The 18,919-nt window shown below is 67.4% G+C and carries 23 protein-coding genes; 11 read left to right on the top strand and 12 right to left on the bottom strand.

Annotated elements, in window-relative coordinates; all coding sequences use genetic code 11:
- The first annotated feature begins 31 nt into the window (after positions 1-31).
- The 4 genes from AC5RVZ_RS22085 (at position 32) to AC5RVZ_RS22070 (ending at position 2,575) form a co-directional block, all read left to right on the top strand.
- Positions 32-589, top strand: coding sequence for a mycothiol transferase (locus AC5RVZ_RS22085; protein WP_494067792.1), 558 nt, complete (start codon positions 32-34; stop codon positions 587-589).
- A gap of 176 nt (positions 590-765) precedes the next feature.
- The gene (locus AC5RVZ_RS22080) at positions 766-942 is read left to right on the top strand and encodes a hypothetical protein (protein ID WP_494067791.1); all 177 of its coding nucleotides are present in this window, start codon (positions 766-768) and stop codon (positions 940-942) included.
- A 137-nt stretch (positions 943-1,079) separates the two neighbouring features.
- Positions 1,080-1,418 carry a hypothetical protein gene (locus AC5RVZ_RS22075; RefSeq protein ID WP_494067790.1) on the top strand — a complete coding sequence of 113 codons (339 nt, stop codon included), beginning with the start codon at positions 1,080-1,082 and terminating at the stop codon, positions 1,416-1,418.
- Between the two features lie 311 nt (positions 1,419-1,729).
- Positions 1,730-2,575, top strand: coding sequence for an HNH endonuclease family protein (locus AC5RVZ_RS22070; protein WP_494067789.1), 846 nt, complete (start codon positions 1,730-1,732; stop codon positions 2,573-2,575).
- Positions 2,576-2,582: 7 nt separating this feature from the next.
- On the opposite strand, the gene AC5RVZ_RS22065 is transcribed toward AC5RVZ_RS22070, so the two are convergent.
- A complete protein-coding gene (locus AC5RVZ_RS22065) occupies positions 2,583-3,152 on the bottom strand; it encodes a DapH/DapD/GlmU-related protein (RefSeq protein ID WP_494067930.1) in 570 nt (189 codons plus the stop codon).
- A 183-nt stretch (positions 3,153-3,335) separates the two neighbouring features.
- Here AC5RVZ_RS22065 and AC5RVZ_RS22060 point away from each other — a divergent pair, with 183 nt between their 5' ends.
- On the top strand, positions 3,336-4,403 hold the full coding sequence (locus tag AC5RVZ_RS22060; protein WP_494067788.1) for a hypothetical protein: 1,068 nt from the start codon (positions 3,336-3,338) through the stop codon (positions 4,401-4,403).
- Between the two features lie 26 nt (positions 4,404-4,429).
- On the opposite strand, the gene AC5RVZ_RS22055 is transcribed toward AC5RVZ_RS22060, so the two are convergent.
- From AC5RVZ_RS22055 to AC5RVZ_RS22025, 7 genes are all read right to left on the bottom strand, one after another.
- A complete protein-coding gene (locus AC5RVZ_RS22055; RefSeq protein ID WP_494067787.1) occupies positions 4,430-5,032 on the bottom strand; it encodes a tyrosine-protein phosphatase in 603 nt (200 codons plus the stop codon).
- Positions 4,914-5,171 carry a tyrosine-protein phosphatase gene (locus AC5RVZ_RS22050; protein WP_494067786.1) on the bottom strand — a complete coding sequence of 86 codons (258 nt, stop codon included), beginning with the start codon at positions 5,169-5,171 and terminating at the stop codon, positions 4,914-4,916. The genes AC5RVZ_RS22055 and AC5RVZ_RS22050 overlap by 119 nt, the downstream gene beginning before the upstream one ends.
- A 90-nt stretch (positions 5,172-5,261) precedes the next feature.
- The gene (locus tag AC5RVZ_RS22045) at positions 5,262-5,756 is read right to left on the bottom strand and encodes a hypothetical protein (RefSeq protein WP_494067785.1); all 495 of its coding nucleotides are present in this window, start codon (positions 5,754-5,756) and stop codon (positions 5,262-5,264) included.
- Positions 5,757-5,907: 151 nt separating this feature from the next.
- Entirely contained in the window at positions 5,908-6,165 is a 258-nt protein-coding gene (locus tag AC5RVZ_RS22040; protein ID WP_493978504.1) for a type B 50S ribosomal protein L31, read from the bottom strand.
- Positions 6,166-6,270: 105 nt separating this feature from the next.
- Positions 6,271-7,083, bottom strand: a complete 813-nt coding sequence (locus AC5RVZ_RS22035) for a TrmH family RNA methyltransferase (RefSeq protein WP_494067784.1) — start codon at positions 7,081-7,083, stop codon at positions 6,271-6,273.
- Positions 7,080-7,856, bottom strand: a complete 777-nt coding sequence (locus tag AC5RVZ_RS22030) for a sulfite exporter TauE/SafE family protein (protein WP_494067783.1) — start codon at positions 7,854-7,856, stop codon at positions 7,080-7,082. The genes AC5RVZ_RS22035 and AC5RVZ_RS22030 overlap by 4 nt, the downstream gene beginning before the upstream one ends.
- Positions 7,857-7,870: 14 nt before the next feature.
- Complete coding sequence (locus AC5RVZ_RS22025; protein WP_494067782.1) at positions 7,871-8,659, bottom strand: ABC transporter ATP-binding protein; 789 nt, start codon at positions 8,657-8,659, stop codon at positions 7,871-7,873.
- A gap of 106 nt (positions 8,660-8,765) precedes the next feature.
- On the opposite strand from AC5RVZ_RS22025, the gene serB reads away from it, so the two are divergent.
- Both serB and AC5RVZ_RS22015 read left to right on the top strand, forming a co-directional pair.
- Positions 8,766-9,659 carry a phosphoserine phosphatase SerB gene (gene serB / locus AC5RVZ_RS22020; protein WP_494067781.1) on the top strand — a complete coding sequence of 298 codons (894 nt, stop codon included), beginning with the start codon at positions 8,766-8,768 and terminating at the stop codon, positions 9,657-9,659.
- A 187-nt stretch (positions 9,660-9,846) separates the two neighbouring features.
- Positions 9,847-11,736, top strand: coding sequence for a transketolase (locus AC5RVZ_RS22015; RefSeq protein ID WP_494067780.1), 1,890 nt, complete (start codon positions 9,847-9,849; stop codon positions 11,734-11,736).
- A gap of 17 nt (positions 11,737-11,753) precedes the next feature.
- Here the strand turns inward: AC5RVZ_RS22015 and AC5RVZ_RS22010 are convergent, their stop codons facing one another.
- On the bottom strand, positions 11,754-12,506 hold the full coding sequence (locus AC5RVZ_RS22010) for an SDR family oxidoreductase (protein ID WP_494067779.1): 753 nt from the start codon (positions 12,504-12,506) through the stop codon (positions 11,754-11,756).
- 154 nt (positions 12,507-12,660) lie between these two features.
- On the bottom strand, positions 12,661-13,395 hold the full coding sequence (locus AC5RVZ_RS22005; protein ID WP_494067929.1) for a beta-ketoacyl-ACP reductase: 735 nt from the start codon (positions 13,393-13,395) through the stop codon (positions 12,661-12,663).
- A gap of 117 nt (positions 13,396-13,512) precedes the next feature.
- Between AC5RVZ_RS22005 and AC5RVZ_RS22000 the strand changes: the two genes are divergently transcribed.
- The 3 genes from AC5RVZ_RS22000 to AC5RVZ_RS21990 are packed head-to-tail and all read left to right on the top strand — an operon-like array spanning position 13,513 to position 15,233.
- The gene (locus AC5RVZ_RS22000) at positions 13,513-14,106 is read left to right on the top strand and encodes a DUF3099 domain-containing protein (RefSeq protein ID WP_494067778.1); all 594 of its coding nucleotides are present in this window, start codon (positions 13,513-13,515) and stop codon (positions 14,104-14,106) included.
- A complete protein-coding gene (locus AC5RVZ_RS21995; protein ID WP_494067777.1) occupies positions 14,103-14,333 on the top strand; it encodes a hypothetical protein in 231 nt (76 codons plus the stop codon). Before AC5RVZ_RS22000 ends, AC5RVZ_RS21995 begins: the two co-directional genes overlap by 4 nt.
- Positions 14,334-15,233, top strand: coding sequence for an SURF1 family cytochrome oxidase biogenesis protein (locus AC5RVZ_RS21990; RefSeq protein WP_494067776.1), 900 nt, complete (start codon positions 14,334-14,336; stop codon positions 15,231-15,233).
- A 161-nt stretch (positions 15,234-15,394) separates the two neighbouring features.
- Here AC5RVZ_RS21990 and abc-f read toward each other — a convergent pair whose 3' ends face one another.
- Positions 15,395-16,993, bottom strand: a complete 1,599-nt coding sequence (abc-f, locus tag AC5RVZ_RS21985) for a ribosomal protection-like ABC-F family protein (RefSeq protein WP_494067775.1) — start codon at positions 16,991-16,993, stop codon at positions 15,395-15,397.
- Positions 16,994-17,138: 145 nt separating this feature from the next.
- Between abc-f and ypfJ the strand changes: the two genes are divergently transcribed.
- A complete protein-coding gene (gene ypfJ, locus AC5RVZ_RS21980; protein ID WP_494067774.1) occupies positions 17,139-18,038 on the top strand; it encodes a KPN_02809 family neutral zinc metallopeptidase in 900 nt (299 codons plus the stop codon).
- A 43-nt stretch (positions 18,039-18,081) separates the two neighbouring features.
- Here ypfJ and AC5RVZ_RS21975 read toward each other — a convergent pair whose 3' ends face one another.
- On the bottom strand, positions 18,082-18,906 hold the full coding sequence (locus AC5RVZ_RS21975) for a Pr6Pr family membrane protein (RefSeq protein ID WP_494067773.1): 825 nt from the start codon (positions 18,904-18,906) through the stop codon (positions 18,082-18,084).
- Positions 18,907-18,919: the final 13 nt, after the last annotated feature.

The following is an 18,919-nucleotide window of genomic DNA, read 5'->3' as shown; positions in this document are numbered from 1 at the left end:
GTCACTCTAAAGGAAGAGGAGGAGGCAGCCGGTGAACGAGGAGATCTATCACCAGGGCAATCCCGAGCCGCCGATCGCCGGCGACGAGACGGCGACCCTGCTGGGCTTTCTGGAGCGGCAGCGCGCAACCTTCGCGTGGAAGACCGGCGGGCTGGACGCGTCCGGCCTGCAACAGAAGCTCAACCCGTCATCGATGACGCTGGGCGGCATGCTCAAGCACCTGGCCCGCTTCGAGGACGACATGTCCACCGAGTGGCTGAATGGCCGAGCCCAACTCCCACCGTGGAACGCCGTGGACTGGGACAGCGACCCCGACTGGGACTGGCGTTCCGCCCACGATGACTCCCCCGAGCAGCTGTATGGGCAGTGGTCCGACGCCGTGGCGCGCTCCCGTGCCTTGTTCGCCGAGGCGCTGAGGGACGGCGGCATGGGACGACCGGGCAAAGTCGTCTCCGACCCCGACGTTGAACTACCGAATCTGCGCTACATCCTGCTCAACATGATCGAGGAGTACGCCCGCCATAACGGCCATGCCGACCTCATTCGGGAGTCGGTGGATGGGCTCGTCGGCCAGGACCCTCCGGGTTGAGAACGGCGTGCCGTGCCCAGCGGGAGATCCTGCGCGGCAGGGGGCTATCCGGCTCGCCGTTGCGCCAGGTGCCACGCAGCTTGAAGGCCCGATATCAAGGCAACCAGGAAGCCGAGCGCGCCTAGCCCGAGGAAAACCAGAACGAAACCGATCCTGAGAGGGGAAGGAGGCAGTCCTTGATCGGCCTCACTGATTCCCCCGAAACCAATCCAGGTAAACAAGGCCAACACCAGTCCAAGGAACATCATGGAGCTGCCGGATGCGAAGGCTACCGCAACGGGAATTTTTCTCATGAACTGCTGGCCCCTTTCACTGCGTTTACGGTGCAGGCTGTAGACTCCTTGGCACATTGAACGGACGGCCACTCCTAAATTATCGAATGATACGCCCTTTCGGGATACCCTGATCAGAAAGTCTGGGCGCTGCAAGGCCGAAACCGGAAGAGGGCAATGCGTAGAACATTCAACATCGCGTTGCCTTAGTCATCGGCATGATCCTGGTCAGTGCCGGATTGTTCTTCTTTGGATATCCGGAATGGGGAGGATATGCCATCGAGGGTTTGATGCTCATCGCCGTGGTGGTACTTGTAGCCAGGCTTGCGCTTGGGGGCAGAAAGAGCATCTCTCAACCGATGGCGGAGCCCGGAGAGACTCCTAATGATATATACCTCGGCGCCACCTACACGGGCCCACGACTCATCGCCCCTCCCCGCGAAACGCATGCAGAGTTGGTCATCGATGATGATGAGCGGCTGCAGTTCCTTGAGGCCCTCAAGAACGCAGACGCACGCTCACCCCGCGACGTCTCTGGGGAACGGCACCGCCCCTAGCCGTATAGACAATTCCTGTCGCAGCTTTCCCGCAGCGCCTTCCCGGGAATTCCAACAACCTGCGATCAGCCAAGCGAAACCACTTTCCTACTCGCCCTGCCTGGTTTTATTAATAGTTGGATTTCGGCCTGCATGAGGGCCGTTCCGTCTGCATAGTCGATGAGCTCCGGATCTTCGACGTGGGAACGAAGGCCTGCCGCACAAAGGCAGACCTTTTGTATGGCAGGATAATTCCCGGGCAATCGCACTGAATCTGTGCGTGACTGTTGCCGGACATATTGGGGGAATACTTGCGCAAGAATCCGGGCCGAATGTTGGCCTCCATCCTTACCGCCGGAGCCCTGCTGCTTGGCGGGTTCACGGCCGCAGCCCCGGCTGAGGCCCTCGGGCCGAAAGTCACAGGGCCGAGCGCCTCCTCGGTGCTGAACACCCTGCCGGTCAAGGGCAAGGCCGCCAAAACCGGCTATTCCCGGGACAAGTTCGGACCCTCATGGAAGGACACCGATCGCAACGGCTGTGATACCCGGAACGATATCCTCAAGCGCGACCTCACCAAGGACAGGTTTAAGCCCGGCACGAATAACTGCGTCATCGCTTCCGGGACCTTGAAGGATCCCTACACCGGCAAGACCATCAGCTACGTCCGCGGCGGCAACAAGGTCGACATCGACCACGTCGTCGCTCTGGGCCAGGCCTGGGTGTCCGGTGCCCAAAAGCTCTCCACCGCCCAGCGCACCGCCTTGGCCAACGACTCGCTGAACCTGCTGGCCGTGGATGCCTCCGCGAATCGGGCCAAGGGCGACCGCGAGGCCAGTGCGTGGCTGCCGAAGAACAAGTCCTTCCGTTGTCCCCTCGTCGCCACCCAAATCGCGGTCAAGAAGAAGTACGCCCTGTCGGTCACTCCCGCAGAGAAGGCCGCCATGAAGCGGGTCCTCACCTCCTGCCCCGGGCAGAAGACGGTGAAGGTCACCGCCATCAAGCCGGCCAGCAAGGCAACGCCGACGAAGGCCGCCAAGCCCTCCACTGCATTGAAGGTCTCCCCCGGTGCTTTCTGCGCCTCGTCCATGAAGGGCAAGAAGGGCATCGGCAAAACCAATGGCAAGACCTACACCTGCAAGGCGTCCTCCACGGACAGCCGCCTCCGCTGGCGCACCTGAACGGGGTTCAGGAGGAAAGGAAGCGCACCACACGTGCGGGTGAACCCACAACGATGGAATTATCGGGCACGTCCTTCGTGACTACGGAAGCGGCCGCCACGACGGCATTTTCGCCAATGGTCACCCCGGGCAGAATGGTGGCGTTCGACGCGATCCAGACATTGCGGTTGATGACGATGGGAGCCGGGTGCATGTCCCCGCGGCGGCTCGGCGCAAGGTCGTGGTTGAGTGTGGCCAACAAGGAGTTGTGCCCGATAAGACAGTCGTCACCAATCACCACGCCGCCCTGGTCCTGAAATTTGCAGCCTGAGTTGATGAAAATCCTCTTCCCGAGCGTGATGTTTTTCCCAAAGTCGGCGTAGAAAGGCGGGAAAACCGTCACGGATTCGTCAATCGGCTTGCCCGTCAGCTGAGTCAACAGCTCCCTCACCCGCGCAGGTTCCTGATAGGCGCCATTAAGCTCGCCGGTAATGCGCAGCGCATCCTGGCTGATCCGGTGCATGACGGCATGCAATGGCGAGCCCCCCGTGATGGTTTGGCCGGCGTTCAGGGCTTCAAGGAGATCTTCGAGTTCCATGGTGTCCTTCATGTTCATCCCGGAAGAGTTCGCCCAGACGTGGCATGCATCCAGCGTATGTTGCAGCCGGCAGATGTCGGCACCCTCTCGGGCATTCCACTTCGGGGACACTGGCATGAGTTGGCTGGCCGCGTCGCCGTCGGAAACCCACCACACGGCCCCACCAGATGCGACGATGATCGAATGCAGAACCGGGCCAACTTGCTCCTTGAGGGACCGCGCGGGCGACGCCTATGCCTCGAGCTGGCGAAGGAGGTCAGCCCGGACGTGAGAACGGCCGCGCTCGGGCTGGCATACGAACTGGATCCTGGAAAGGGCTCGTCAACGGTCCTGCTGACCGCCGGCCAAGGTGTTGCTTCCGCCCCTGCATCACCGGAAGAGTTTGCGGCAGCGATTGCTTCCCTCGATCCGGGTGCCCTGAACGATGTACTCATCCAATCGGCGCTGCAAGCAGCCGTTGCGTCGGCCAGGTACTGGCAGGAACCGGAGGGGGAAGACGTGCTCGCCGGGCACCCCGCCGTCGTTGCCGCCCTCTACCCCGTGGCCGAGCAGGTCATGGATTCGTCGACGGGGCGGCAATGGGGTCAGCCTCGCCGGACCGGGCAGTGGGCGATTGACTGGCGATCCGCGGAGGACCCGGCGCCGCTGCCCAGAGACCCGCAGCGAACTTTGGCTGAGTGGGGACGTGGAGAGCGAGCCGAAGAAGCCCGGGCTGCGAGAGATCGGCGCGATGGCCCAGGGGCACCCTGGTCCGGCAGGTGGTGGTCGTTCCCGCAGGGGCTGCTCCAGACCGTCGGGCAGATTCCGGCAGGCCTGGACCTCGTCGAAGACAGCCCTGGCTGGGAAGATGCCACCACGATTCCGGTCCGTGGCGTGGGCCGGACGTATGAGATCCGCAGTGGCGATGACTGGATCCGGCTGTGCCGCGCCTTCCCGCTGGACGTTACCGCCTCCCGCCGGCACGACTGGTACCGCACTACCGGACGGGCCGGCCGATGGGTAATTCCCGACTGGGAACGAGTCGCCCAAGACTGGGATGCCGTACACCTGACTGACTTGGCATACCTCAACGGCGCTGCGCGAGCCCTCCAGATCGATTCAGAAGCGGCTAGTGTCATCGCCGGGTGGAACCCCGATACCACGATCTGGCTCGCCGACGTCGCACGCGAATGGGAAGGGCCCCGGCAAATCTGGCATCGCTCGCCGCAAGACGGCTGCTGGTCTCGGGTATCACCGCAGACCGAGCCATGAACCAGCTGGCGCGCGCACGGAGTGTGCTACGTCATCGATGATTCTGCAGGTCGCAAGCGACTTTTCAGAAGCTCGATTTCTTCTTGGCTGAGCCCTGCCTCGAGCAGATAAACGCGGGGATCAAATCCTGCCAACCAGGTAATGAGTTCCGTCCGTCGCTCCGAGATACGGTCCTCTAACTCTTCGATGGAGTACACCCTTACCTTGCCGCGGGTCGGATTGCGGCGCGCGTGCTTGTCCACGTCGCGAACCGCACGCTCATAGTCGCTGGCAATCGCGTCAGCCGGCACTCCAGCTAGTGCGAGGAGAACGGCAGCGATCATTCCGGTCCGATCGCGACCGCCTGCACAGTGAAACAGCACCGCTCCTTCAGCGTGGGCTATCGTCCGGAAGATTTGCGCAAACTTCTCGGGATAGAAGGCAAGATTGTCCCGGTAGGACGCAGTGTGATCCAGCAGAGGTCCGCAGACCCGCATGAAGTCCTCGTCGTCGGGGTCCTCGGTCGGCAGGTTAACGATCAACAGGTCTTCGAACACCTTCTCGTCGATAACGGGATGATGCCGCTCCCCTTTTAATTTCGCCGGGGTTCCGAAGGTCGACAACGGTGGTGAGGCCGGAGCCCAGCGCATCCTCCCACCCCTGGAGAGACATGTACTCTCGCGCCCCGGATCGGTATAACTGCCCCTGGCGTGTTAGACCACCTGAACGCAGCGGCATGCCGCCGAGGTCGCTGAGGTTGAACGCCCCGTCCCAAGGTGTCCTGTTCATGACAGGACAGTCTACAAATGAGCGATGCCGCACACTTTGTGCGCGGTCCCGCCGGTTGGGATCGCGCGCGCTCAAGTCCCGCCCGGCAACCTACCCGTCGGCGGCGCAGAACAGCTGCAGTTCGGCGTCTCCGTAGCGGATGTAGTGCAGACCTGTGAACCCGTGTCCCCCGGCGAAGCGGGACTGCAGCGAGTCGCCGTCCTCCAGCTGGTACAGCATGTTCGCCAGCGCGTTGCCGGCCCCGCCGGTGATGGCCAGCGAGACGGCGCGACCGTCCGGGGCCTCCCCTGTGTAGCTTCCGGACAGCCGGAACGAACCAATCATCAGCTCCTCCCGGTTCGCCGTCGGGCCGTCGACCCTGGGCAGGACCAACTCGCCGGTTTCCTCTCCGGCGCTGCTGCCAAAGTCCGGACGGTACTGCGTGGTGCAGGTGATCTCGGCCGGCAACTGTTGGGGCCCTGCTGCACATCCCGTGAGCAGCAGGCCGCAAGCAACCAGCGCGACCGGAACCCGTACCGCCCGCGAGCGGCCATGGTTCCGCCGCGGCCCCATGGGGACCGCTTCACGGTGTGGAGTTGGTGCCATGCCAGCAGCCTAGCGCCGCGGGCGGGGCGGGGATGTCAGGCCCCGGTGCAGACGCGCCGGCGCCCCACGCGAGACCGACAGGCCGGCGCGTTAAACGGCGAAGCCCCCACCGTACGGTGCGGGCTTCGCTGAAGGCTTGCGGGGAGAAGGGTTACTTCTTGCCGCCGAAGCCCTTGAAGCGTGCGTTGAAGCGCTCCACGCGGCCGGCGCTGTCCATGATGCGCTGCTTGCCGGTGTAGAACGGGTGGGACTCCGAGGAGATTTCAACCTCGATCAGCGGGTAGCTGTTGCCGTCTTCCCACTCCACCGTCCGCTTGGACGTCGCGGTGGACTTGGTCAGGAAGGAAACGCCGGAGGCCAGGTCGCGGAACACAACCGGGGCGTATGCCGGGTGGATATCAGACTTCATAGTTGTACCTTTTCTACGCGCCCCTGGATTTTGCCAGCGGCTAGAAGGATGGAAAGATGGCAGCCCTATCAGGGCCAGCACACAACTCTACCGCATTCGGCGGGCTCACGTCGAAGTGACACGGCAGGCCCAGAACGCCACCGCGCTGGCGGCCGCAACATTCAGGGAGTCCACTCCGGCGCGCATGGGGATCATCACCGTCAGGTCCATCCGGTCGAGCGTTTGCTCCTTCACGCCGGCGCCCTCCGTCCCCAGCACCAGTGCCAGCTTGTCGTAGCTGCGCCGTTCCAGCTCATCCAAGGTGATGGCGTCCTGGGACAGCTCCAACGCCGCCGTGGTGAAGCCCGCGTCGCGGAGCACGCGAACATCCTCCGGCCACTCCGGCAGCCGGGCCCAGGGAATCTGGAAGACCGTGCCCATGGAGACCCGGATGCTGCGCCGGTACAGCGGGTCGGCGCACTGTGGGCTGAGCAGCACCGCGTCCATGCCCATGGCGGCGGCGGAGCGGAAGATCGCGCCCACGTTGGTGTGGTCCACTATGTCCTCCAGCACTGCCACCCGGCGGGCACCGGCCAGCACGTCCTCGACGGGCAGCGGCGCGGGCCGATGCATGGCGGCCATCGCCCCGCGGTGCAGGTGGAATCCGGTGATCGTCTCGAGCACCTCGGGCGTCCCGACGAACACGGGCACCTCGGGGAACCGGTCGATCACGTCGCGCAGGTCGTCCAGCCACTTGTCGGTCAAAAAGAAAGACCGCGGGGTGTGGCCGGCGGCGATGGCGCGGCGCAGCACCTTGGAGCTTTCGGCGATGTACATCCCCTCGGCGGGCTCGCGGCGGCGGCGCAGCGCGGTGTCCGTCAGCTGCGCGTAGTCGGCCACCCGCGGGTCGGCGGCGGAGTCCAGGCGCACCAGGTTCATGCGAAGAGGTTCCTGACCAGCACGAACAGCGCCACCAGGCCAAGGGTGACAATGATGCCGCGCAGCACCACCGGCTTCAGCCGGCGTCCCACGGCGGATCCGATCAGCGCGCCGACCAGCGAGCTGATGGCGATGACCAGCACCACCGGCCAGTCGATCCGGTCGAACGCGAAGAGCATGTAGGAGATGGCCGCGATGATGTTCACGCCCAGCACCAGCACGTTCTTCACCGCGTTGGCCTGCTGCAGGGTGCCGTGCAGGAAGACCCCGAGGATTCCCACCAGCAGAACGCCCTGCGCGGCCACGAAGTAGCCGCCGTAGACGCCGGCGAAATAGACCAGCCCCAGCAGCAGCCACGGCCGCGGCCGGGTCCGGGCCTGCGCGGCCTGGCGGTCACGCACCCAGGCCTGGAGCTTCGGTTGGAACACCACGAACAGCAGGGCCACCACGATCAGGAACGGGGCCGCCACGCCGAAGACTTCCTCCGGCAGGTGCAGCAGCAGCCAGGCGCCGGTGATCCCGCCCAGCAGTGAGGCCGGAAGCAGGATGGCCAGGGTGCGGCGCAGCCCGGCCAGTTCCCGCCGGTAGCCGTAGACGCCGCCCACGTTTCCGGCGATCAGGCCCATCGCGTTCGAAATGGTCGCGGTCACCGGCGCGTAGCCCAGCGCCACGAGAATGGGGAACGTGACCAGCGTGCCGGAGCCGACAATGCTGTTGATGGTGCCGGCCCACAGCCCGCCCAGCCCGATCAGGGCAGCGTTCAGCACATCCATGAGGCGGGCGCCGCCTAGGCGCGCTTGGCTACGGCAGTGTAGCGGCCGCCGTCGTGCTTGACGCTCAGCGGCATGTCGAAGGCGGTGCTCAGGTTCTCTTCGGTCAACACGTCGGCGATGGGCCCCTGGGCCACCACCCCGCCCTCGCGCAGCAGCATGGCGTGCGTGAAGCCCGGCGGCACTTCCTCCAGGTGGTGGGTGACCAGCACGAGCGCCGGCGCGTCCTCGTCCCGGGCCAGCTCGCTCAGCCGCTGCACCAGATCCTCGCGGCCGGCCAGGTCCAGGCCGGCACCCGGCTCGTCCAGCAGCAGCAGTTCGGGATCGGACATCAGGGCCCGGGCAATCTGCACGCGCTTGCGTTCGCCCTCGCTCAGCGTGGCGAAGGTGCGGTTCATGAACGTGGACATGCCCCAGGCGTCCAGCAGCCGGAAGGCCCGGCGCTCGTCCATCTTGTCGTACTGTTCGCGCCAGCGGCCGGTCACCCCGTAGGCGGCGGTGACCACCACATTAAGCACCTGCTCGTGCTCGGGGATCTGGCTCGCCAGCGCCGTGGAGGCCAGGCCGATCCGCGGCCGCAGCTCGAACACGTCGACCTTGCCCATGGTCTCGTCCAGGATCCCGGCGATCCCGCGGGTGGGGTGCAGGCGTGCGCCGGCGATCTGCAGCAGCGTGGTCTTGCCCGCCCCGTTGGGGCCGAGCACTACCCAGCGCTCCCCCTCCTTGACCTGCCAGTCAATGCCGTCGAGCAGGGTTTTCCGCCCGCGGACAACAGTGACCCCGGCAAATTCAAGTACATCGCTCATATCAGTAGACAGTAGGCTAAAACGCGTAGTATTCGCCAAACGCGGCGCCGGAGCCTGCCATGATGGATCCGGCCCTCCCTCAAGCTTTGCGTAGAACGGAATCACCATGCCCTCGCTCCTCCGTGTCGTCTCCTACGGCCGGGAACTCCCCGACGCCTACCTCGCTGCCGTGCAGGCAGCGGTCACCGGAGCCGGCGGGAGCATCAGCGAGCTGGAGAACGCGGCCAACGACCGTTTCCAGGTCACCGTCCTGACCGTGGAGTACGACGGCGGAGCCTCCGACGGCATCGCAGCCTTGCGGGCGGCGCTGGCCCCCGTCCTCACCGACGACCTGGGCACGGCCGTGATGGACGCGTCGCTGGCCGGGCCGCAGCGCAAGCTGCTGCTCATGGACGTGGACTCCACGCTCATCCAGCAGGAGGTCATCGAACTGCTGGCCGAGCATGCGGGCAAGCGCGAGGAGGTGGCCGCCGTGACCGAGGCGGCGATGCGCGGCGAACTGGACTTCGCCCAGAGCCTGCACGCCCGGGTGGCCACCCTGAAGGACCTCCCACTCGACGTGATCGACCGTGTCCGTGCCGCGGTGCGGCTGACGGACGGCGCCCGGGAACTTGTGGAGGCCTTCCTGGCCGCCGGCCACGCGGTGGCCGTGGTCTCCGGCGGCTTCAGCCAAATCCTGGACCCGCTGGCCGCCGAGCTGAAGCTGACCTACCACCGCGCCAACCTGCTGGGCATCGACGCGGAGCTGCTGACCGGCACGGTGGACGGCGACGTGGTGGACCGCGCGGTGAAAGAGGCAGCGCTGCGCGAATGGGCCGCCGCGGAGGCCATCGACCTGGCGCAAACCATTGCCATCGGCGATGGCGCCAACGACCTGGACATGCTCGCGGCCGCCGGCCTGGGCGTTGCGTTCAACGCCAAGCCTGCCGTCCGGGCCGCCGCCGACGCCGCCATCAACATCCCCTACCTGGATGTGGCCCGCTACTTCGCCGGCGTCTGACCCCGCCCGCGACCGCCGGACCCGCAATCCCGTGCCGGCCGGTTTCCGCTTGCCGGTTTCCGCCGAACGCGGCCCCTACCGCAGGGCCACGGGCGGGAGTAGGGTCGGTTGAACCTCCCCGGACCGCGCCCCGGCTGCCGGACTCCGGGCAGGGGTTCCCGGAACCTGCCGTGAAGGAGAACCAGCGATGGGCACGCACTCCACACCAACCGCCACCCTGGATCCGGACGTGGCCGAGACGTGCCGGCGCCTGGCGGCGCAGCTGCGGGTCGACTCCATCCGGGCCACCACCCGGGCCGGCTCCGGCCACGCCACCTCGTCGCTCTCGGCGGCCGACCTCATGGCGGTGCTCCTGGCGAACCACCTGCGCTATGACTGGCAGCGGCCGGAGCTCGCCGCGAACGACCATCTGGTGTTCTCCAAGGGGCATGCCTCGCCGCTGCTCTATGCCATGTTCCGTGCCGCCGGAGTGATCGACGAAACGGAACTGCTCGATACCTACCGGCAGTTCGGCGGCCGGCTGCAGGGACATCCCACGCCGGCCCTGCCCTGGGTGGATGTGGCAACAGGATCGCTCGGCCAGGGGCTGCCCGTGGCCGTCGGCATCGCCATGGCCGGCAAGTACCTGGACCGGCTCCCGTACCGGACGTGGGTCCTCTGCGGGGACAGCGAGATGACCGAAGGATCCATGTGGGAGGCGCTGGACAAGGCCGCCTATTACCGGCTGGGAAACCTGACGGCGATCGTGGATGTGAACCGGCTGGGCCAGAACGGGCCGACCGCACTGGGCTGGGACCTGGACCGGTACTCCGCAAGGATCAGGGCTTTCGGCGCGCAGCCGCTGCCGATCGACGGCCATGACCTGGCCGCCATCAACGAAGCCTTCGCGACGGCGCGTGAGACCACCGACCGGCCCAGCGTCATCCTGGCCCGCACGGTCAAGGGCAAGGGCGTTCCCGCGGTGGAGGACAGGGACGGCTGGCACGGCAAGGCACTGCCGGAGGACGTCGCGGGCGCCGCCGTCGAGGCGCTGGGCGGCCCGACCCGGCTGCGGATTGCCCCGCTGGCACCGGAACCCGGCGACCCGGCCATCACGCCCAACCCCGCGGCCGCCGTCGCGCTGCCCGCCTACACGGAGGGCGATTCCGTCGCCACCCGGACCGCCTTCGGCGAGGCTCTGGCCGCTCTCGCCGCCCGGCCCGAGGTGGTGGTCCTGGACGGCGAGGTGGGCAACTCCACCAAGGCCGGGGAGTTCAGCAAGGCCGCGCCCGAGCGTTTCTTCGAGATGTTCATCTCCGAACAGCAGATGGTGGCGGCGGCCGCCGGGCTCTCCGTGCGCGGGTACGTGCCGTTTGCCGCCAGCTTTGCGGCGTTCCTCGTCTCCCGCGGTTACGACTTCATCCGGATGGCCGGGGTATCCGAGGTGGACATCCGCCTGGTCGGCACCCATGCCGGCGTCGAAATCGGCCAGGACGGGCCGTCGCAGATGGCGCTGGAGGACCTGGCCGCGATGCGGGCGATCCACACGTCGACCGTCCTCTACCCCGCCGACGCGCCCTCGACCGCCGGATTGGTCCGCGCCATGGCAGACACTTCCGGCATCTGCTACCTCCGCGCCACGCGGGGCGACTACCCCGTGCTGTACGGGGCGGGCGAAGAATTCCCCATCGGCGGGGCGAAGGTGCACCGGGCCACGGACCACGACGACGTCACCCTCGTCGGAGCGGGCGTCACCCTGCACGAGTGCCTGGCCGCGGCCGCCCAGCTTGCCGACGACGGCATCGCCGCGCGGGTGGTCGATCTCTATTCGATCAAGCCCATCGACCACCAGACGCTGCTGGCCGCGTGCCGGGCCACGGGCGGTCGGATCATCACGGTGGAAGACCACTATCCCGAAGGTGGGCTCGGTTCGGCCGTTGCCGATTCCCTGACCCAGGCGAAGGTACCGGACCTCAGACTGGTCCGGCTGGCCGTCAAAGGCTTGCCGACGTCCGGTGCGCCACGGGACCTGCTGGACGCGGCGGGCATCTCGGCGCGGCACATTGCCGCGGCAGCCCGCCAACTGGTCCGGGAGTAGTCCGGCTCCGCGGGCCCTTAGTCCTGCGCCTGGAGGAAGGACTCGGCCCCGCCCACGTATTCCGTGTGGCCGGAGGGGACGTCGGCGGTGACCATCTTGGCCACTTCCGCGCCGAACTCTTCCACCGAGTAGAGCTTGCCGGCCTCTGCGCGGCGGGCTTCGATTGCGCCGGGGCGGGCGCGGTCCAGCAGGGTCGCGGTCACGGTGCCTTCGATCATGTCGCCGGATACAACCACCAGCGAGATGCCCTTGGCCTCCAGTTCCGGCAGCAGTTCGCGCAGCGCGTCTTCGCCGGCGCGCTTGCTCAGGGCCACCGGCTCATACTCCGGCATGGTCGGCACGGTACGGATGAAGTGGGCCTGATGGCTGGTGACGAACACGACCCGGGAGCCGGCCGGCATCGCCTCGGCCGCGGCCTTGAGCATGTTCACCTGTGCGTCGCGGTTCAGGCGCAGGGCATAGTCCTCGCCCATGCTGGACTCCATGCCGCCCGACGCGTTGAGCACCAGCACATCGACGCCACCGAAGTTCTCGCGGGCGGCCTCGACCAGCGCGTCGGCGCCCTCTGTAGCGGTGAGATCGGCGGCAACGGCGACGGCGCGGCCGCCGGCTTCTTCGATCTGCGCCACAACCTTGTTCGCGCGGGGTGCCTTCTGGCGGTAGTTGACCACGACCGACGCCCCCTCGGCGGCCAGGAGCTTGGCCACCTCGGCGCCGATACCGCGCGATGATCCCGTTACGATTGCTGCTTTGCCGTCCAGTGCGCCCATGGCTGCTCCTCGAGGTTCTCAGTGGTGGTCCGGCCGGGCGCGTTGTAGGAAACGCCCAACCGGAAAAGGCTTCGGGTTCCATCTTGCCAGTCCCCGAAGCCTTATCCGTTGTCGAGAGCCGACAAAACGCGGGCCGAACACCTGCCTGAGCTGCCTAGTGGCCCATGCCCAATCCGCCGTCCACCGGGATGACCGCGCCGGAGATGTAGGCGGCTTCGTCGCTGGCAATCCAGCGGACCACCTTCGCGACTTCTTCGGGTTCGGCGAAGCGGCCCGCCGGGATGGACGCCAGGTAGTTCTTCTGGGTGTCCTCCGGCAGCACGGCCGTCATTTCCGTGTTGACGAAGCCCGGGGCCACCACGTTGGCGGTGATGTTGCGGGATCCGAGCTCGCGGGTCAGCGAACGGGCGATGCCCACCAGGCCGGCCTTGGACGCGGCATAGTTGATCTGGCCGGGCGACCCGTAGAGGCCCACCACCGAGGAGATCAGCACCACGCGGCCCTTCCGCAGCCGGATCATGCCCTTGGAGGCCCGCTTGATCACCCTGAACGCGCCGGACAGGTTGGTATCCACCACGCTGGTGAAGTCTTCTTCGCTCATCCGCAGCAGCAGCATGTCGCGGGTAACGCCGGCGTTGGCCACCAGGACCTCCACGGGACCGTGGGCAGCCTCGACCTCGGTGAAGGCGGCGTCCACGGACGCGGCATCGGTCACATCGGCCTTCACGCCCAGGAGTCCGTCGGGAACCTCGCCGCTGCGGTAGGTGACCGCCACCTTGTCCCCGTTCGCTTCGAAGGCCCGGGCAATCGCCAGCCCGATTCCCCTGTTGCCGCCGGTGACCAGCACGCTGCGGCCGGACTGCTCGTCGTTGCTCACTCTTACCTCCATCAAGCTGCTGTTTTCCTATGGAATCCTAGCCCGGGAGATCCGCCGGCCGGTCATCGTCGCGCGGCTTTAGACATTCCGGCCATCGTGGGAGAATTGATACAGCCCTGATGGAGTGTGATGAGCAAGCAGCCTGACGAGAAGCCGGAAGTCCTGAGCATTACGGACGTCCCCGAAAGCCATACCGATGAAATGCACCGGCGCATGGTCCAGTACACGCTCGCCATGGCTATCCGGCTGGCTTGTTTGCTGCTCTTCTTCTTCATCGACAGCTGGTTCCGCTGGTTCTTCGTCGGCGGCGCCGTCTTCCTGCCGTGGATCGCCGTGATCATCGCCAACGGCGGCAGCGACAAATCGAACCTGCAGCACAGCACGGCCCTGCTGGACCAGGCGCCGCAGCCGGAGCTGGAGGCCCCCTCCGCCCGGACGGGAAACACTGCGGCCGACCCGGACGAGGTCCTCACCGGGGAACTTATCGACGACGCCGGGCCGGGACCGGACGGCAGCCCCGGCCCGTCTTCCCCGCCCGCGCATCCCGCCTCCGCCGGGGACAAGTCCGAACCTGAGTCGCGCCCGGCCCGGGCAGCGGCCGGCGGGCCCGCCGCTGCTGACGCTGCCGCGCAGGAGGATCCCCGCGCCGACGACCGGCCGGCCGAATTCACCGGAAACCTGAGCCCCGTCACCAAGCGGCGCCGGCGGAGGGCGGCCGCGTGAACCTTTTGGACCAGCTCGGCGGCGGGGTGGCGGCCGACTCCCCCGTCTGTTCGCGGAAGGGCTGCCGCCAGGCTGCGCAGTGGCAGCTGCTGTGGAACAACCCGAAAATCCATACCCCCGAGCGCCGCAAAATCTGGCTGGCGTGCGGCGGACACCGGGAGTGGCTGCAGGACTATCTCGTCCAGCGCAGCCTCTGGCGCGAAACGCTCCCCTTGGAAGGTGCCTGAATGTCCTACCGATTCCTGCTCAGCGGCAAGTGGCTGGGCTGGCTGCTGATCGTTGCCCTGCTGGCCGCGGTGTGCGTGCTGCTGGGCAACTGGCAGATGGACCGCCGGGACCAGGCCCGCGACGTCATCGCAGCGGTGGAGAACAATTACGACGCCGATCCGATGCCGTTCAGCGAGGTGCCGGACATTTTCGCCAGCGCCGATGACGCGGTGGAATGGACGCCGGTGGTCCTCTCCGGCGAGTACGACGACGCCGGGCAGCGGATCGTGCGCAACCGCCCGCTGAACGGCCGGCCGGGCTACGAGGTCCTTGTCCCGCTGCGCCTCGAGGACGGCAGCGCCGTGGTGATCAACCGGGGCTGGCTCCCGATCGGCAACAACCAGGCCGGCCATCCGGACACCATTCCCGCCGCCCCGGAAGGCGACGTCACCGTCGTCGCGCGCGTCAAGCCGGGCGAAGGCCCGGTCAGCCGCGGGGCCCCGGACGGCCAGCTCGCGTCCATTCACCTGGACGCCTATGCGGCGGAGCTGGGGTACCCGGTGCATACGGGCAGCTACGGCCTGATGGCGGCGGAATCCCCCGCCGCTGCCGTGCAGCCCGTGCAGATCCCCAAACCGGCCATCGACGAAGGACCGCACCTGTCGTACTCCATGCAGTGGTACGCCTTCGGTGTGCTGCTGTTCGTCGGCTACGGCTATGCCGCCCGCCAGCAGGCGCACCAAAGCCGGTACGCGGAGGAAGAGGAGGCGCTGAGCGGATACCACCAGGCCAATCCGGCGCCGCGCGCCGCTGCCCCGAAACGCCGGAGCAAGCGGCCGACGGCCGAAGAAGAGGAAGACGCCCTGCTGGACGCCCAGGGGTTCCGCACCGACGGCACCCTGCTCAGCCGCGAGGATTGAACTGGAGCGCCGTCTATAACCGAAATTGCACGGCGCTTAGCGGTCGCAGCTACCCGGCCTTCGCAAGCTCAGACCGGGTCCCTCGCTGCTCCCTTGCGCTCGTTCCTCGCTCGGCGATGCGCGCCTTGGCAATTCCGATTGCGACGGCGCTGCGGCTGGAATCAGGCCAGGGTGACCAGGTCCAGGTAGTCCTCGTTCCAGAGGTCTTCGACGCCGTCCGGCAGCAGCACGACGCGCTCCGGGTTCAGGGCGGCCACCGCCCCTTCGTCGTGGCTCACCATGACGACGGCGCCGCTGTAGTTGCGCAGTGCGCCCAGGATTTCCGCCCGGCTGGCGGGGTCCAGGTTGTTGGTCGGCTCATCCAGCAGCAGCACATTGGCCGACGACGCGACGATGGTGGCCAGGGCGAGCCGCGTCTTTTCGCCTCCGGACAGTACGCCCGCGGGCTTGTTCACGTCGTCCCCGGAGAACAGGAAGGAACCGAGGATGTTCCGCACCTCGGCATCCTGCAGGTCGGGGGCGGCCGTGCGCATGTTCTCCAGCACGGTCCGGTCCACGTCCAGGGTCTCGTGTTCCTGGGCGTAGTAGCCGATCTTCAGTCCGTGGCCGGGCAGCACATCGCCCGTGTCGGGGGTGTCCACTCCGGCCAGCATGCGCAGCAGCGTGGTCTTGCCGGCGCCGTTCAGGCCCAGGATCACCACGCGGGAGCCGCGGTCGATGGCCAAATCCACATCCGTGAAGATTTCCAACGAGCCGTAGGACTTGCTCAGGCCTTCGGCGGTGAGCGGAGTCTTGCCGCAGGGTGCGGGATCGGGGAAGCGCAGCGCCGCCACCTTGTCCTGTGCGCGCACCTCGTCCAGGCCGCTGAGCAGGCGTTCGGCGCGCTTAGCCATGTTTTGGGCCGCTACCGCCTTGGTGGCCTTGGCGCGCATCTTGTTCGCCTGGTCCATGAGGACCTGGGCCTTCTTTTCGGCGTTGGCGCGCTCACGTTTGCGGGCCCGCTCGTCGGTCTCGCGCTGGGACAGGTAGCGCTTCCAGTTCATGTTGTAGATGTCGATGGTGGCGCGGTTGGCGTCCAGGTGGAAGACCTTGTTGACGGTCGCTTCCAGCAGCCCGGTGTCGTGGCTGATCACGATCAGCCCGCCCTGGTGGTTTTTCAGGAACTCGCGCAGCCAGCTGATCGAGTCGGCGTCGAGGTGGTTGGTCGGCTCGTCGAGGAGCATGGTGTCGGCACCGGAATACAGGATCCGGGCGAGCTCGACGCGGCGGCGCTGGCCGCCGGACAGCGTCCGCAGCGGCTGGTTCAGGATCCGCTCCGGCAGGGCCAGGTTGGAGGAGATGGCCGCTGCCTCGGCCTCGGCGGCGTAACCGCCGCCGGAGATGAATTCGGCCTCCAGCCGGTCGTAGCGGCGCATCGCCTTGGCCTGGACGTCGGCGTCGGTGCTGGCCATCTCCGACTGCGCTTCCCGCAGCTTGCGGGTCACCACGTCGAGGCCCCGCACCGAGAGGATCCGGTCGCGGGCCAGTTGTTCCATGTCGGGGGTCCGCGGGTCCTGGGGCAGGTAACCGATCTCACCGGTGCGCACCACGGTCCCGGCGGCAGGCATGCCTTCTCCGGCGAGGACGCGGGTCAGTGTGGTCTTGCCGGCGCCGTTGCGGCCCACCAGCCCCACCTTGTCGCCCTTGTCCACACGGAAGGACACCGCCTCCATGAGCAGACGGGCCCCGGCACGCAGCTCAAGATCGTTGACGGTAATCACAGTGGAAGCCTTTCGAAGGGGTGCGGGAGGGATGCCCGGGCGCCGTCCAGACGGGACGGGCGGAAATCAACCTTTCCAGTCTACCGGCAACACCAAGCCGCCCCCACCCTCCGCCCCGCTCTGATCGGACGGTTATCCTTGGCGAATGAGTTTCTCCCGCGGCTCCCGGTTGGATACGTCACAGGTTCAGGACCGCCGCGGCGGCCTGGGCGGCAAGATCGCCATCGGCGGCGGCGGCCTTTTGGTCCTCATTGCCAGCCTCCTGGGCGTTCCACCCGAAGTGCTGGAAGGATTCGGCCTGGGCGCCGGCCAGGAACAGCAGCAGCCGGGTGGTCCGGCCCTGCAGGAAGAGTGCCGCACCGGCGCCGACGCCAACGAGCGCACCGACTGCCGCATCGTGGGGACCGTCAACAGCCTCAACGATTTCTGGGCCGGCTACCTCCCCCGCTACAACATGCAGTACCCGGCCCCGCAGACCGTCCTGTTCGACGGCGGCGTCAGCACCGGCTGCGGCAGGGCCAGCAGCGCGGTGGGCCCGTTTTACTGTCCATCCGACCAGACCGCGTACTTTGACACGTCCTTCTTCACCGAGCTGACCACCCGCTTTGGCGCCAGCGGCGGGCCGCTGGCCGAGGAGTATGTGGTGGCGCACGAGTTCGGGCACCACATCCAGAACCTCACCGGGGCCATCGGCTACGCCCGGCAGGATCCCCAGGGACCCGAATCCGGGGCAGTCCGGGTGGAGCTGCAGGCGGACTGCTATGCCGGGGTGTGGGCTGGCAACGCCACCGAGCAGATCGACGAAAGGACCGGGGAACCCTTCATGCAGCCGCTGACCCAGCGGGACCTGCAGGACGCCCTCTCCGCCGCGGCCGCCGTCGGCGACGACCGCATCCAGCAGGCTGCCGCGGGGCAGGTCAACCCCCACACCTGGACGCACGGGTCCAGCGAGCAGCGGCAGCGCTGGTTCCTGCACGGCTACCAAACCGGCGACGCCGGCCGGTGCGACACGTTCTCGGCCCCGGACCTCGACCGCCCCGCCTGACGCAGGTGCGAAGGCTGCAGGTTTCGGGCCCGGCCCGCGAAAGCTACAGGTCGCGTGGGTCCACGGGGTCGGTCTCCCGGATGCCCGCGGCAAACGGCGGTGCACCCCCGGAGGTCCCGGCGGGCGATGCGCCCCCGGAGGTCCCGGCCCTGCCGTCGCCGGGATCCCCGGGGCCGAATCCCGGAAGATAACCGTCGGGCTCGCGGCCCATCGTCGTGTCCAGCAGCAGGAAGACCATGCCCGCCCCCAGCCAGACCAGGATCAGGCCGATGCCCATCATCAGCAGCTCCCCCGGCCCCGCCGTCCCGGGACTGTACGGCAGCCAGCCCGTCACGGCACCCCTGATGCCCGTCCAGAGCAGCCAGAAACCCGGGAAGACCAGGCCGACCGTCACGGCGCCGGCGCCGATCCGGGGCCGCGGACCGAAGATCAGCCAGCCGGTCAGGACGACGACGGGCAGCACGTAATGCAGGAGCCGGTCCGCCATCACCCCGGCCGCGGACAGCCCGGCGGCTTCGGGAAAGCCTCGGAACGGGGTGAACTGGGCCAGGAAGACCAGCAGCATGGCCGCCAGGGTGGCGGTCCGGGCTGCTCGCCAGAGCCGTCCCCCGGCCATGGTCGAATCCATCAGCAGCGTCAGGCTCACCACAAAGACGAGCAGCGCGGCCTGCACCCCCGGGGCACTGGCGTAGTTCCACCAGGCATGCGCGGCGGCGGCGGTATAGCCGGGCGCCGTCGGCACGGCCGTGATTCCGACGGCGAGGCCCACGACGGCCAGCAGCGCGGTCAAACCGTGGTAGGCGGCGGCGACGTGGACCTCGTCATAGCGTCCCCGCCGCCGCCTTGATGCCGCACTCGACGCACTCATGACCCGATCCTAG

The organism is Arthrobacter sp. Cza30 (assembly GCF_059090765.1).
The sequence above is the reverse complement of the archived record's forward strand: the minus strand, read 5'-3'. Positions and strand labels throughout refer to the sequence as shown.